The following is a 13976-nucleotide window of genomic DNA, read 5'->3' as shown; positions in this document are numbered from 1 at the left end:
GGTCAGATAAATCCGAAGGGGGTCAAAATTGGACGCCGATCACCCCGCTAATGGGGTCAATTTTGCACGCCGAAACACAGCGATATGGTCCATCCGTACTTGCGCCGCCGCGAAGGGAAGGAGCCTGTCGAATATCCGACAGAGGAACTTTGAGAGGTGCTCGGCAAGACCCTCGGTGTGCCGCTCTTCCAGGAGTCAGCGGTGAAGGTCGCGATGGTCTGTGCAGGCTTCACCGCAGGCGAGGCTGATCAGCTACGCAAGTCCATGGCTACCTTCAAGTTCACAGGCGGCGTGTCCAGATTCCAGACCAAGCTGATCGATGGAATGGTCAACAAAGGCTACAGCAGGGAGTTCGCCGAGAAGACATTCAAGCAACTGGAAGGCTTCGGCAGCTACGGTTTCCCTGAAAGCCATGCAGCGTCGTTCGCGCTGATCGCCTATGCCTCCTGCTTCATCAAATGTCATTACCCTGAAGCCTTCGCCGCTGCGCTGATGAACTCGTTGCCGATGGGGTTCTATGCCCCGGCGCAGATCATCGGCGATGCTCAGAAGCACGGTGTCGAGGTTCGCCCGATCTCCGTTGCGCATTCGAGATGGGACTGCACACTGGAAGAGATCCCCGGTACCGACCGCCACGCGATCCGCCTCGGCATGCGACAGGTTGCGGGACTGGCGGCTGCCGATGTTGCCAGGATCGTCGTTGCGCGCATCGAGCGGCCGTTCGAGTCCGTGGACGATGTCTGGCGGCGATCGGAGGTTCCATCGGAAGCCCTCGTCCAACTAGCGGAAGCTGATGCCTTCAGACCAGCGTTCGGTCTCGAACGGAGGGACGCGCTGTGGGCGATCAAGGCCCTTCGCGACGAGCCGCTTCCGCTGTTCGTTGCCGCAGCGGCGCGGGAGGAGAGGGCGGTTGCCGAGCAGCAGGAGCCCGAAGTCGTCCTCCGGCAGATGACCGAAGGCCACAACGTCGTCGAGGATTACGCGCACGTCGGCCTGACGCTTCGAGCGCACCCGATATCGTTTCTGCGTCGAGATCTGACAGCCCGGCGGATCGTGACCTGCGCCGATGCCATGAATGCCCGCGACAAGAGCTGGCTGTGCGTCGCCGGACTTGTGCTCGTCCGGCAGAAGCCGGGTAGTGCGAAGGGCGTGATGTTCATTACCTTAGAGGACGAGACCGGCATTGCCAACATCGTCGTCTGGCCGTCGCTGTTCGAGAAGAGGCGACGGGTCGTCCTCGGAGCAAGCATGATGGCGATTCAAGGCAAGATCCAGCGTGAGGGCGACGTAGTTCATCTCATTGCTCGACAGCTAGAGGACTTGTCTGGAGACCTGTCGGCGCTGGCGGACCGCGATACCGAGTTCAAGAACCCAAGTGGCCGTGGCGACGAGTTCGCTCATGGCTCACCCGGAGGTGGTGATGCGCGGGATCGCCCGAAGTCTATCCCCGAAGCGAGGGAAATTTACGTCAGGGATTTGCATATCGATACGCTGAAGGTGAAGTCGCGAAATTTCCAGTGATCGGCAGCCTTCTCTGCTCCCGGCGCACGCAGAGCGGAGCCGGAATCATTTAAAGCTTCACTCATGGGAATTTCTCATCAACGGCATCGGCACGGACTTAGCTTTGATCGGTTCCTGGTCTGCACTGCCTTCTTTATCTATGATCCATAGACGGCGAATGCTCCTCCCGCGACGACAGGCAAAGAGCGCACTGTAAGGTGCGTTGCAACCTGATGTTAGGCCATTCCTGATAATGATGGCGGGTTGCACACCGACCGAATTAGCGCGCGGAGCCTTGCGGTGCGGTGAAAGTACACGGATCATCGGTCCTGGATCACTTCGGCGGTGCCGATCAGTTCCCGTGTGACATCAGTAAAGATGTGTTTCACGCCTGCCACGGCCGTCATCGATGACCTCGTTGCCGCCGTCAAGAACGAAGCGTGAGATGCAACGGCGATCTTGATTGACTGTTTACCTGTTCGCTTTATGTTCGACAATGTAACCGGGAGGCACCCATGGCGACCGCGATTCTCTTTAAGACCTGCAAACACTGCGGCGGCTCGCACGAGCGCGACGGTCCAGACTTCTCGGCTGACAGATTCTGCAACAACTGCAGCGGCGACAGGAGAGAAATTGCGGCTGCGGTCTTCAAGGCACGTCCAGTGACAAGGGACGAAATCGTCGCCTCGGGCAGGTATCTAAAGCGCTCATCTAGCCGCGCTAGCCTCCGAAATACTTCCTGAGTTGGCTGTCGGCCAGGCTCTTGGCAACGGGGCCGCCAGAACTTCCCAAAGTCTTTTTCGCGCCTTTGCCAATGGGGTGGCTGACCGCCGTCCAGCTACACAGTTTGCCGTGCCTTACGAGATCAACCTCTATCCTGCGGCCCTTGATCTCCCGGGTCCAGCGGACGCCGTCGCAGTTGAGGGCGCAGTCCCACGCGGCTTCTCCTGCAATATCGGCAAGCGCATCCAATGCTCGTCGGCTTGTCGCCAGACGTGTCGCGCTGTCGTCCGCGAGCATCGCCCGGATGAGGCGCCGCCATCTGCCGGAGACATGGGGAAGCCACGTCAGCCTGTCAGCGTAGCCGCCGTCCGCCACGCTGAAACGGGGAAGGGGACTCTGCCTGTACCATTCGTCTCCATGAAGAAGGCGGTAGAGCGTCATCCCGAGCGCCCAGAAGTCGGTTTTCTTGCTGGAGAGTCCCGTCTCATGCGATTCCGGTGCCAGGTGATCGGTGTACGAGTAGCCGAGTTCCGCGTAACCCAGCAACATGTCGTCGGTTACGAGGCCGAAGTCGCCGAGCTTCACGGTGCCGTTCTTGGTGACAAGAATATTACCCGGCTTGAGGTCGCGGTGGAGCATCTCGCGATCATGCAGGGAGCCGAGGCCATGGCAGATGTGCGTTGCCACACGATGAACCTCGGTCGAGGGCATCGGCCCCGCCTCGTAAGGCTTCTGAAGGGAACCCCGCTCGCACAGCTCCATTGCTAGGTATATAGCGTCTTCGGTCGTCGAGCCGTTGACGTAGTAGACCTGGACGACGTTGTCGTGGGTCGCCTTCTTCAGGTTGGCGCCCTCCTTCACGAGGTTCCCCTTGCGCTCCTCCCACTTCTCGGGAGTGTCGGTGTTCTTCGGGCGGATTACCTTAATGGCGAGTTGCTCGTGTATGTCGTCGCTTCCCAAGTGAACGTCGCCGAAATGACCGTTGCCGAGCTTGGGCCCGATCTTAAGATTGGAGGAAAACTCGCTCATGTCAGCGGGTCGCCAGTATCAGGAGAGCCGCCTCGCGGCTGCCGCTGCGCATGGCGACACCATCGACGTTTTCCTTCCAGAAGTCGTTGTCCTTCAGATAGTCGTCGGCCTTGCGTTTTCCGAAACCTTTACTGATGCGAGCCTTTGAAACCTGCTCGACCGGGCAACCGCAGGCGAGAGCGCATATGGCGACACCACGTAGCTCCGCTGCCTGGAGATGCGCAAGGCCCATGCCGCGCGCGTTCGCGGCGCTCTCCTTGATGACTGCCTTCACTACGCCTTTGTCCCGGACATAGTCCGAGAGGCGCCTGTAGATCGTCTGGAAGGCCTCGGGGCGATCACCCTTTTCTAGCTTCCATGATTCGTCCGCCACGATGACGATGGGGCCGTCGTCAGGAACCTCGGCGTCGACTACGATCAGTCCGTCACCAGAGACATGCACACCCAGCCACCTGTCCGTCACTGTTTTCCGAGTCCTTCGCGGCACCCGGATATCGAACTGCGTCGGCAAACGCATGGGTGCTTTAGATGATTGAAACTAGCGGGATAGTTGATGATCGAGACGATTCGGTCAAGGAGCGGGTAGTCTCGGTTTGGTGGAGATCATCGCGTCGGAACACCGGATTTTCGCTTTCTCTGCTTCGCTCGGCGGAGCAGTTCGGCGAGACCGAGCGTAACCGCTGTCCTGATTCTACCTTCCGCGTCATCGTTTGATAGCTGATGTTCATCCTCAGCTCGAAATCAGTGCTCCCGTTACCAAGGCAAAACCTCATTTGAACCGAAGTCTTTTGACTAACTGTGCCCACCTCATTCGAAGGGAATTTGGCTCAAGTTCAGACCAGGTTGCCAGCATGAAATCAGGCAACGGTACGTTTGGCATGTTGTCATAGGCTTTAAGGATGGTCTCCAGTGGCGTCAGGGTCTGGTCGCGGTCCCAATAGACGATCTTCAACCATGTGGCCGCACGCTTATATTGGCCGCCTCCCAACCACCCCTCGAGGTTGGCCCGCAACATTCGCTGCCCGGCCTCCAACAGGTCATTTTCGCCAAACCGCGCCCGTCCTAATTTCTTTAGACAAAGCGCATAGGCAAACGCTCGTGGTTTTAACGTTGTTTTGATCGATGGGTTTTTCGGCTTTAAGTGTCGCTCATATTCCTCGACTGCGGTGTCGTATTGACCAGCCTGGAGGCTGAACGCCATGAAATCGTCAAGAGTTCCGTCGACGAGCAGTCTCCGTGAGCTATACGGCAGGCCCTTGACTTCCTGAGGAACGAAACGTTGGTGCTTGTAATCAAACTTGTCGACACCGAGTACTTTGGTAAAGCCGGTTCGCATGTATTCAATTTCTGCATCCTGAGCGGTTTTCCACGATGCTTCGTCGTTTCCTTCACCGTGCATCCAGTGGCCAAGGGCCTTAGCCCAGTGCAAAGTCCTGCGGTGGGAACAGGGAAAAGGACCAAACCTTTCCTCTTCTTTTCCCTCGATGGCCTTGTCCAACCATTGGAGCGCACGTGGAAGAACGGGTGTTATTTCCTTGTCATGACGCACCAGCCAAGCAGAGATAACATCGTTGATGTCATGCACCGCAAAATTCCCCATCGGCCTCGCGGGATCATATTCGGTACGAAGTACGCGGGCTGTAGTCTCACCAATCACCTCCCGCGTTCGAATGGGATTGAATTTTTTCAAAGCTGTCTCCGCCTATTGGGAACGAAATTCGAAACCTTCGCTGGCACCGAGTTCTTGGGGTAAGCGGTGCCCCGATCCCATACTGACGAGGTTTCTCGCCTGATGTCGAGGACCGGAGCCGCGACGACGACGTCTCTTCGCCGTGCGCACCAGGCCAATAAACCTTGACGAGTTAAAGCGCTCAACGGCAACCTCGCGCGGTACTTGAGACATCTATAGACGCCGGTCGTTTTTGGCGGGTTAAAACGACGGATCAAATGTCGGGAGAAGTCCGCAATGTGCCGGATAGAAGGCTTTATGTCCGTCACCGTTTTCGAGTCCTTCGCGGCACCCGGATATCGAACTGTGTCGGCAAACGCATGAACGCATGGGTCTTTAGATGGTTGAAACTAGCGGGATAGTTGATGACTGGGACGATTCGGCAAATGAGCGAGTGATTAGGATCCGGCGAGGCGATAGGTGTTATACGCACCCACACCTTGCCTAAGCTCCTCTGAAATCATTGGGTAATCGCCCGTCGTCCGCACGGCATTTTGCCGACCCACACTGAAATCTTGCCAAAAGCGGTCACCGGCGGGTTGTTTGAGCCAATAATGATTTCTTTATCGGAGGATCAGGTGCCGAGACCAAGCCGTTATTCCTGCGGTGCAACGATGCTCGCCGCCCCCGATTCGTACTGACCGTCCAATTTGGTCATTTCCACAACGTTGTCCTAACGACGTGTTGAAAAGGTTTCCGGATCAGCTATCGATGGATTGGTTCAATCTGGAGTACCACCATGCGATCTCAGTCCTCAGCAGTTGCGGATCAATGGCAAACTTGGTGGATCATCACAGGACCGAAGCTCCCTGCTGACGAGTTCAGATTTTCGGATCGCATCGTTCTGGCTCCTCTATCGGATGCCGCCTTCGAAGACTCGAAAAAGGTTCGGCCACCTGTGATGAAGATGGAGGCTTCTTTAGACTCCCAAGTCGTCTGCTATCCTCCGCGGGATGAGGTGCAAAGTCGGCACCGCCTCCAGATCGATGTCCAAGCATCTAATGCCGACGAAGCTTCCGACACCGCACAGCGTATAGCTGACCGGCTGCTTCTGTCACTGAGCCTTTCGATTGCTGGCAGGAGGTATCACGCCGAGCTTCGCCGTCTGCGACGAGTAGGCGAGCAACAAGAGATCACGGCTTGGTCGCAGTCGGCTACCATAGCGATATTTGAAGAGCCGGACCCGTTGTTTGAAGCCGATTTGACGGAAGTCCGGGCGCTATTTTCGGAGATCGACAAGGACTCTGTTGCCGAAAACGCCTACATCCATCTGCTGACCGCCTGGCAGCTACAAAGCACTGCAGGGGCGAAACCGCTCCAGCGTTCGATCCTCCAGCATTACGTTCTCTGCGTCGAGGCGATCGTCAATGGCGTGATGACCTCGGTGCGGAAAGACCGAGCGGACAGCATCCGGCAGGAAGAACGTCAGTTTGCAGCAGGCTTTGCGGAGAGTTTTTCCAAGCGCGCAAACAAGCCGGAAGCGATCCGTGAAGCGTCGACCGAACTCCGGAAGATAGGTCTCATAAATATGCTGCCGTCAATCGCGACGGTATCTTCAATCTTACGGATATCCGATGATGTGAAGGATCATGCCATAAATCTATATCGATTTCGTTCGAGCAATCTCAGCCATCCCGGTCGAGATAAGCCGGATGCTTTCCGAGAATGGTTAACTGGCGGATCAACCGTTGATAAATTCTGTCTGGCGGATGTCGTCGCGCGAAATTTCTTGGCTGCGTATTGCAGACATAATGCCGGGATTGAGTAGCGGCAGGCAACCCCGGAGAGATTTAGATGACCCTGAAGTGGACTGCACTTGGTGTCTTGCCCAACGTTGATATTGTTTCGAACGTCTTCGGCGGCGAACACATGGCGTTGGTCGGCACCCACGATTCTCGCTACAAGATGCTCTAGCCAACGGTCCAAATCTCCAGACCTTCCTGTCGAAGTTCGAAAGCAATCACCGTCAGCGGCTGAGGCTGCTTATCTGGCTCCGAGGAGCCGTTCCACTACGTTGGAAAATCCAGCCTAGTTGAGCGGTCGCTCAAGTTTGGTCGGACGCGACAGTGGTTTCTCAGCTACTCTGTCTTGTTTTCACTGTTTGTTCTAAAGGGCATTTTCCGGGCAATTTTAGGTGCCCGGAGATAGTCGTTTGAGGCGTTGGCCAGTTTCAGTTTCCAAAATGGCCAGTACTAGGGCTGTTTGGCCAGTACTAGGGTTGGTTTCTCACCTCAAATATCCAGATTATCCGCAAAGGCGGCCCGTTCCTGAATGAAGCGGAAGCGGGCTTCCGGCTTGGTGCCCATCAGCGCGTCGACGGCGTCGCGGGTGCCTTCGAAATCCACCTCGTCGATTTCGACTTTCAGGAGCAAGCGCTTGGCCGGGTCCATGGTGGTTTCCTTCAACTGCGCCGGCATCATTTCACCGAGGCCTTTGAAGCGGCCGATTTCGACCTTTTTGCCCTTGAAGACGGTGTCCATCAGCTCGGCGCGGTGCGCGTCGTCGCGGGCATAGACGGTCTTCGCGCCCTGCCGGATCACGTAGAGCGGCGGCACGGCGAGAAAGAGGTGATTGCCTCGGATCAATTCGGGCATTTCCTGGTAGAAAAAGGTGATCAGTAGCGAGGCGATATGGGCGCCGTCGACGTCGGCATCTGTCATGATGACGATGCGCTCGTAGCGGAGGTCTTCGTCGCGATACTTGGTGCGTGTGCCACAGCCGAGCGCCTGGATCAGGTCGGCGATCTGCTGGTTGGCCATCAGCTTTTCGCGGCTGGCGCTGCCGACATTGAGGATCTTGCCGCGCAAGGGCAGGATCGCCTGATTGGCGCGGTTGCGCGCCTGCTTGGCCGAGCCACCGGCCGAATCCCCTTCGACGATGAACAGTTCGGCACCTTCCGCGGTGTTTTGCGCGCAATCTGCCAGTTTGCCAGGCAGCCGCAGCTTGCGCACCGCCGTCTTGCGGTTGACTTCCTTTTCCTTGCGCCGCCGCAGGCGCTCTTCGGCACGCTCGATCACCCAATCCAGCAGCTTTGCTGCCTCATTCGGGTTATCGGCGAGATAGTGGTCGAAGGGATCGCGCAGGGCGTTCTCGACCAGCCGCTGCGCCTCGACCGTTGCCAGTTTGTCCTTGGTCTGACCGACGAATTCCGGCTCCCGGATGAAGACCGAGAGCATGCCGACCGCCGAGATCATCACGTCATCGGTGCTGATCTGCTGGGCACGCTTGTTCTGGGTCAGTTCGGCATAGTTTTTCAGGCCCCGGGTCAGTGCGATGCGCAGGCCGGCTTCATGGGTGCCGCCTTCAGGGGTCGGAATGGTATTACAGTAGGAATGTACCTGCGGATCGCCGCCATACCAGGTGATTGCCCATTCCATCGCCCCGTGGCCGCCGGTCTTGTCGGTCTTGCCGGCGAAGATTTCTCGGGTGACGGTGAAATCCTTGCCGAGTGTCGCCGCCAGATAGTCCTTCAACCCGCCCGGGAAATGGAACACGGCCTTATCAGGGATTTCGCCGCCGGCGATGACAACGCCCGGATCGCAGGACCAGCGGATCTCTACGCCGCCGAACAAATATGCCTTGGAGCGCGCCATTCGGAAGATCCGGCCGGCATCGAATTTGGCGTGGTCGCCGAAAATCTGCGGATCGGGGTGGAAGCGCACCCGCGTGCCGCGCCTGTTGTGCACGTCGCCGAGTTCCTCCAGCCCGCCGAGCGGCACGCCTCTGGAAAAACGCTGGCGATAGAGCTTGCGATTGCGCGCCACTTCCACTTCCAGCAGATCGGATAGGGCGTTGACGACGGAAACGCCGACGCCGTGCAGACCGCCCGACGTCTCATAGGCCTTGCCGTCGAATTTGCCGCCGGCATGCAGCTTGGTCATGATCACTTCAAGCGTCGACTTGCCCGGTACTTGCGGATGCAGCTCGACGGGAATGCCGCGACCGTTATCGGAAACGGTGAGGAAGCCCTCCGCATCCAGATGCACGTCGATGAAGTTGGCATGCCCGGCAACCGCCTCGTCCATCGAGTTGTCGATGACTTCGGCAAACAGGTGATGTAGCGCCTTTTCATCCGTGCCACCGATATACATGCCCGGACGCATGCGTACCGGCTCAAGACCCTCGAGCACGCGAATGGAAGACGCGCCGTAGTCATCGGGATTGTTGGCGGAGATCGGCGCTGGCCTGGACGAAGCCCCGGTGCGGGCAGGGGTGTCGCTGGCAGCCGGCACAGGGGTCGCACTCGCTGTCTGTGCCTTGGCGGCCTTGGCAGGCGGCGTCGGCAGGGCGGCGAAGAGATCGTTTTTGTCGTCCATGATCTTGTCTGTCACTTGCTTCAAGCTTTGCTTGCATCGAATGTTTCCGATGCGGTGGGTCTTCATCGGTTAATCGTTGAAGACCGATGTCTGGTGATGCTCAGGCTGTAGTTTCCGGTTTGTTCCCGTTCTAACTCAATACCGCCGCAGAAATCAATCGGCTGTAAAACAGGGACGAGCCCTCTACACTGGCGTCGAACATTGTGCGAGAGCCACATGCCCGGCACGGTCAGGTTCACATCCCGCATCATTTTACGGAAAACTTTTGCGTTTCTCGCAGCGGCGTGGCAAGGCTGCGCCGTCAAGGAGACCTGATCCCGATGCGGATGTCCACAGTTCATTTCTTCGCCTCTGCTGTTCTAAGCTTCTCTGCCGCTTTTGCCTGCACTGCCAGCGCCGCCGGCGTCGAGTTGAAACCGTTCAAGGACGAGCTGTTTGCCGGTCAGACGGTTATGGAAAGCCGTGACAAGGGTGACTTCCAGACCATCGATTACCAGGAAATGCGCGACATCAACGGCCGCGATGAAATTCCTGAGCGCCGGGTCAAGGCGCCGTATGTCTCGCTCGGCGTTCGGCATTTTCAAAAGGACGAGACGCTCGATCTGGGCGATGCCGGCAAGATGGAGGTGACCCGCACTGGCCCTATCGATGGCGCCGCCTTCACGGTCATCTTCATTCACGGTCGCGGTGGCGATCGGCGCCTCGGGGCAGATGATTACAAGTTTGGCGGAAACTTCAATCGGCTGAAGAACCTCGCGACCGACAATGGCGGCACCTATTACGCGCCGACGGTCCGGTCCTTCGACCAGGCCGGCGTCACCCAGGTATCGGCGCTGATCGACTATGCCTCAGCCCATTCCGGCGGGAAACCGGTGGTTCTCTCTTGCGCCTCGATGGGCAGTTTCGTCTGCTGGGGTATTACCCGCAACGACAAGATCGTCTCCAAACTGTCAGGCATGGCAATCCTCGGCGGCGCCACCGATCCCGATTTTGGCAACAGCGCCGCCTTCAAACGAAAGCTGCCGATCTGGTTCACCCATGGCAGCCGCGATAGCGTCTACGCCGCTGGCGACCAGATCGCGCTCTACGATCGGCTGCACCGCGCCGGCTACCCGACCCGCTTCACGCTGTTTCTCACGGGATCGCACGGTACGCCAGTGCGGATGACAGATTGGCGCGCGGTTCTCAACTGGCTGATTCGTTAGCAGTGGTCGAGGTCGCAGCTGCGCTTTAACCCCGCTAAACGAGGGGTGAAAGCCGATGCTCTGCTTGAATTAGCGGCATGCTGCATTGCACCTTGCCTTTTTTGCCGTCACGCCCTTTTATAGAGCGTCGAGGTATGAAACAGATGATTTATGCTGTTCCGAAGGGCATCTTCAGCAGAATTGCTGGGGCTGGTGTTCTTTCGGACAAAGAGGGTGGGTTGGAGCGATATGACACCAGATGTTCGTCCGCTTGTCGCGGGCAATTGGAAGATGAACGGAACCCGTGAGTCGCTGGACCAAATCAAGGCCATGGCGGAAGGCGTCAAGGGGCCGCTCAGCGAGAAGGTCGAAAGCCTGATCTGCCCGCCCGCAACGCTGCTCTATGTGGCGACCGCGCTGTGCGATGACAGCCCGCTTTTGATCGGCGCTCAGGATTGCCACCAGAATGCATCTGGCGCCCATACCGGCGATATCTCGGCCGAAATGGTCGCGGATTGCTTCGGGACCCACGTCATCGTCGGCCATTCCGAACGCCGCACCGATCATGCCGAGACGGATCATCTCGTGCGCGCCAAGGCTTCTGCCGCTCATGCCGCCGAGCTAACCGCGATCGTCTGCATCGGTGAGACCGCCGACCAGCGCAAGGCTGGCCAGACGCTCGATATTCTCAAGCGCCAACTGGCCGGCTCGATCCCGGATGATGCCCGCGCAGACAATACCGTGATTGCCTATGAGCCGGTTTGGGCTATTGGCACAGGCCTGACACCGACAGTATCCGATGTCGCCGAGGCCCATGCCTTCATGCGCTCGGAACTGACGCGGCGCTTCGGCGGCGAGGGCGCAAAGATGCGCATTCTCTATGGCGGCTCCGTCAAGCCGTCCAATGCACGAGAATTGATGGGCGTGGCCAATGTAGACGGTGCGCTGATCGGTGGCGCCAGCTTGAAAGCTGCTGATTTCCTTGCCATATACGGCGCGTACTCCGATTTGACTGCCTGATCTTTTGAGATTTAGGGCTTTCTTTGCGGCGGCTCCTCGTGTAGAGAGCCGCCGAATGTTGTTTTGACTTGGCCCCAAGCGGGCAGGATGGATCGTCCATGCAGACCGTACTGATCGTCATTCACCTGATTATCGTGATCGCACTCGTCGGCGTCGTGCTGATTCAGCGGTCCGAAGGCGGCGGGCTTGGCATCGGCGGCGGTTCCGGCTTCATGTCGGCGCGCGGTGCGGCCAACGCCCTGACCCGCACGACGGCGATCCTCGCGGCCCTGTTTTTCCTCACGTCTCTTGGTCTTGGCATCCTGTCGCGCTTCGAGGCAAAGCCGACCGATATCCTGAACCGGATACCAGCAGGCCAGCAGGCTCCATCCGGCAATATCCTCGACCAGCTACCTGGCACGCCGGCAGCTCCGGCCAACAACGGCGCACCCGCATCTTCGACCAATGGAGCTGCCGCACCGGCAGCCGGCGGTGCTCAGGCACCTGCCACGGGCGCAGCCCCGGCTCCGGCACAGCCCGGCGCGGTTCCGACCGGCAACTGATCGGTCTGGTTCTGACTTCGCTCCGGCGGGCTTTTCCAAGTCCGCCGGTTTTTCTTTGTGTGTATTGTCGTCAGCTTTGAAAATAATGCTGGCGGAATCGAAATCGAAACGGTATCCGGTGAAGCCCATGGCGCGATATGTATTCATCACAGGCGGCGTGGTTTCCTCTCTTGGCAAGGGAATAGCGGCCGCGGCACTCGGAGCATTGTTGCAGGCGCGGGGCTACCGCGTGCGCCTGCGCAAATTGGACCCCTATCTCAACGTCGATCCCGGCACGATGAGCCCGACTCAGCACGGCGAAGTCTTCGTGACCGACGACGGTGCAGAGACGGACCTCGACCTTGGTCATTACGAGCGCTTCACAGGGCGTTCGGCCACCAAGACCGACAACATCACCACCGGCCGGATCTACAAGAACATTATCGACAAGGAACGGCGCGGCGATTATCTCGGCGCCACCGTTCAGGTCATTCCGCATGTGACCAACGAGATCAAGGACTTCATCGTCGAAGGCAATAGCGACTATGATTTCGTGATCTGCGAAATTGGCGGCACGGTCGGCGACATCGAGGCCATGCCTTTTGTCGAGGCCATCCGCCAGCTGGGCAACGAATTGCCGCGCGGCACGGCGGTCTATCTGCATCTCACGCTGATGCCCTATATCCCGGCCGCAGGCGAGCTGAAGACCAAGCCGACGCAGCATTCGGTCAAGGAGCTGCAGGCGCTCGGCATTCACCCAGATATCCTGCTGGTGCGGGCAGACCGGGAGATCCCGGAACCCGAGCGGCGCAAGCTGTCGCTGTTCTGTAACGTGCGGCCGTCTGCTGTTATTCAGGCGCTCGACGTTGCCAATATCTACGACGTACCGATGGCCTATCACAAGGAAGGCCTCGATAACGAGGTCCTGGCCGCCTTTGGCATCGAACCGGCGCCCAAGCCGCGTCTGGAAGCCTGGGATGAGGTTTCCAACCGCATCCGTACGCCGGAAGGCGAGGTGACCATCGCCATCGTCGGCAAATATACCGGCCTCAAGGACGCCTATAAGTCGTTGATCGAGGCGCTTTATCATGGTGGCATCGCGAACCGGGTGAAGGTCAAGCTCGAATGGATCGAGTCGGAGGTCTTCGAAAAGGAAGATCCGGCACCCTATCTTGAAAAGGTCAACGGCATCCTGGTGCCCGGCGGCTTCGGTGAGCGCGGCTCCGAGGGCAAGATTCTCGCGGCGCAATTCGCTCGCGAGCGCAAGGTTCCCTATTTCGGCATCTGCTTCGGCATGCAGATGGCTGTCGTTGAGGCTGCTCGCCATCTCGCAGGCATCGAAAACGCCTCCTCTACGGAATTCGGTAAAACGCCGGAGCCTGTCGTTGGTTTGATGACCGAGTGGATGAAGGGCAATGAGCTGGAAAAGCGCTCGTCTGCCGGTGATCTCGGCGGAACCATGCGTCTCGGTGCCTATAAAGCGGCGCTGAAGAAGGATTCGCGGATTGCCGACATCTACGGCTCGAGCGAGATTTCCGAGCGCCACCGCCACCGCTACGAAGTCAATGTCGACTACAAGCAGCGGCTGGAAGACTGCGGCCTGGTCTTCGCAGGCATGTCGCCCGATGGCCTGCTGCCGGAGACTGTCGAGTATCCTGACCACCCGTGGTTCATTGGCGTCCAGTACCATCCGGAACTGAAGTCCCGCCCGCTTGACCCGCACCCTCTGTTCAAGAGCTTCGTGGAAGCGGCGCTGGAGCAGAGCCGGCTGGTGTAATCACTGCCATCGATCGAATGATAGAAACAGAACCCGCCTTCGAGGCGGGTTTTGAGTATTTGGACATCGGTTGCGCCGGCTATGGCGAATGATACCCGGAGGCTGTTTACGACTTTAAGCAGGATTCCGTCTCATGACATTTGCGTTCTTCGAGATTTGGTTCTTATCTCTGCCCTC

At 58.4% G+C, this 13976-nt stretch carries 9 protein-coding genes and 1 pseudogene; 6 read left to right on the top strand and 4 right to left on the bottom strand.

From position 1 onward, the window contains the following. Positions 1-69 precede the first annotated feature (69 nt). Positions 70-1521: pseudogene (locus BJF91_RS02305) on the top strand (helix-hairpin-helix domain-containing protein); the annotation flags it as partial. A gap of 699 nt (positions 1522-2220) precedes the next feature. On the opposite strand, the gene BJF91_RS02300 reads toward BJF91_RS02305, so the two are convergent. From BJF91_RS02300 to BJF91_RS02290, 3 genes are all read right to left on the bottom strand, one after another. After that, on the bottom strand, positions 2221-3252 hold the full coding sequence (locus tag BJF91_RS02300) for a serine/threonine-protein kinase (RefSeq protein ID WP_075612862.1): 1032 nt from the start codon (positions 3250-3252) through the stop codon (positions 2221-2223). A gap of 1 nt (position 3253) precedes the next feature. Further along, positions 3254-3715 carry a hypothetical protein gene (locus BJF91_RS02295; RefSeq protein ID WP_075612861.1) on the bottom strand — a complete coding sequence of 154 codons (462 nt, stop codon included), beginning with the start codon at positions 3713-3715 and terminating at the stop codon, positions 3254-3256. A gap of 306 nt (positions 3716-4021) precedes the next feature. Then, a complete protein-coding gene (locus BJF91_RS02290; RefSeq protein ID WP_210289119.1) occupies positions 4022-4942 on the bottom strand; it encodes a hypothetical protein in 921 nt (306 codons plus the stop codon). A 778-nt stretch (positions 4943-5720) separates the two neighbouring features. Between BJF91_RS02290 and BJF91_RS02285 the strand changes: the two genes are divergently transcribed. Continuing rightward, on the top strand, positions 5721-6749 hold the full coding sequence (locus tag BJF91_RS02285; protein ID WP_075612860.1) for a hypothetical protein: 1029 nt from the start codon (positions 5721-5723) through the stop codon (positions 6747-6749). Positions 6750-7212: 463 nt separating this feature from the next. Here BJF91_RS02285 and parE read toward each other — a convergent pair whose 3' ends face one another. Beyond that, on the bottom strand, positions 7213-9297 hold the full coding sequence (gene parE, locus BJF91_RS02280) for a DNA topoisomerase IV subunit B (protein ID WP_075612883.1): 2085 nt from the start codon (positions 9295-9297) through the stop codon (positions 7213-7215). Between the two features lie 320 nt (positions 9298-9617). On the opposite strand from parE, the gene BJF91_RS02275 reads away from it, so the two are divergent. The 4 genes from BJF91_RS02275 to BJF91_RS02260 all read left to right on the top strand — a co-directional run bounded on the left by BJF91_RS02275 (position 9618) and on the right by BJF91_RS02260 (position 13799). After that, a complete protein-coding gene (locus tag BJF91_RS02275) occupies positions 9618-10502 on the top strand; it encodes a phospholipase (RefSeq protein ID WP_075612859.1) in 885 nt (294 codons plus the stop codon). Between the two features lie 228 nt (positions 10503-10730). Continuing rightward, on the top strand, positions 10731-11501 hold the full coding sequence (gene tpiA, locus BJF91_RS02270; protein WP_075612858.1) for a triose-phosphate isomerase: 771 nt from the start codon (positions 10731-10733) through the stop codon (positions 11499-11501). A gap of 98 nt (positions 11502-11599) precedes the next feature. After that, entirely contained in the window at positions 11600-12043 is a 444-nt protein-coding gene (secG, locus tag BJF91_RS02265) for a preprotein translocase subunit SecG (RefSeq protein ID WP_075612857.1), read from the top strand. Between the two features lie 118 nt (positions 12044-12161). After that, the gene (locus BJF91_RS02260; protein ID WP_075612882.1) at positions 12162-13799 is read left to right on the top strand and encodes a CTP synthase; all 1638 of its coding nucleotides are present in this window, start codon (positions 12162-12164) and stop codon (positions 13797-13799) included. Positions 13800-13976: the final 177 nt, after the last annotated feature.

The organism is Gillisella taibaishanensis (genome assembly GCF_001938985.1).
GTDB classification, from domain to species: Bacteria; Pseudomonadota; Alphaproteobacteria; order Rhizobiales; family Rhizobiaceae; genus Allorhizobium; species Allorhizobium taibaishanense.
Note: the sequence above shows the minus strand (reverse complement) of the source record. Positions and strands in the feature narration are given on the sequence as shown.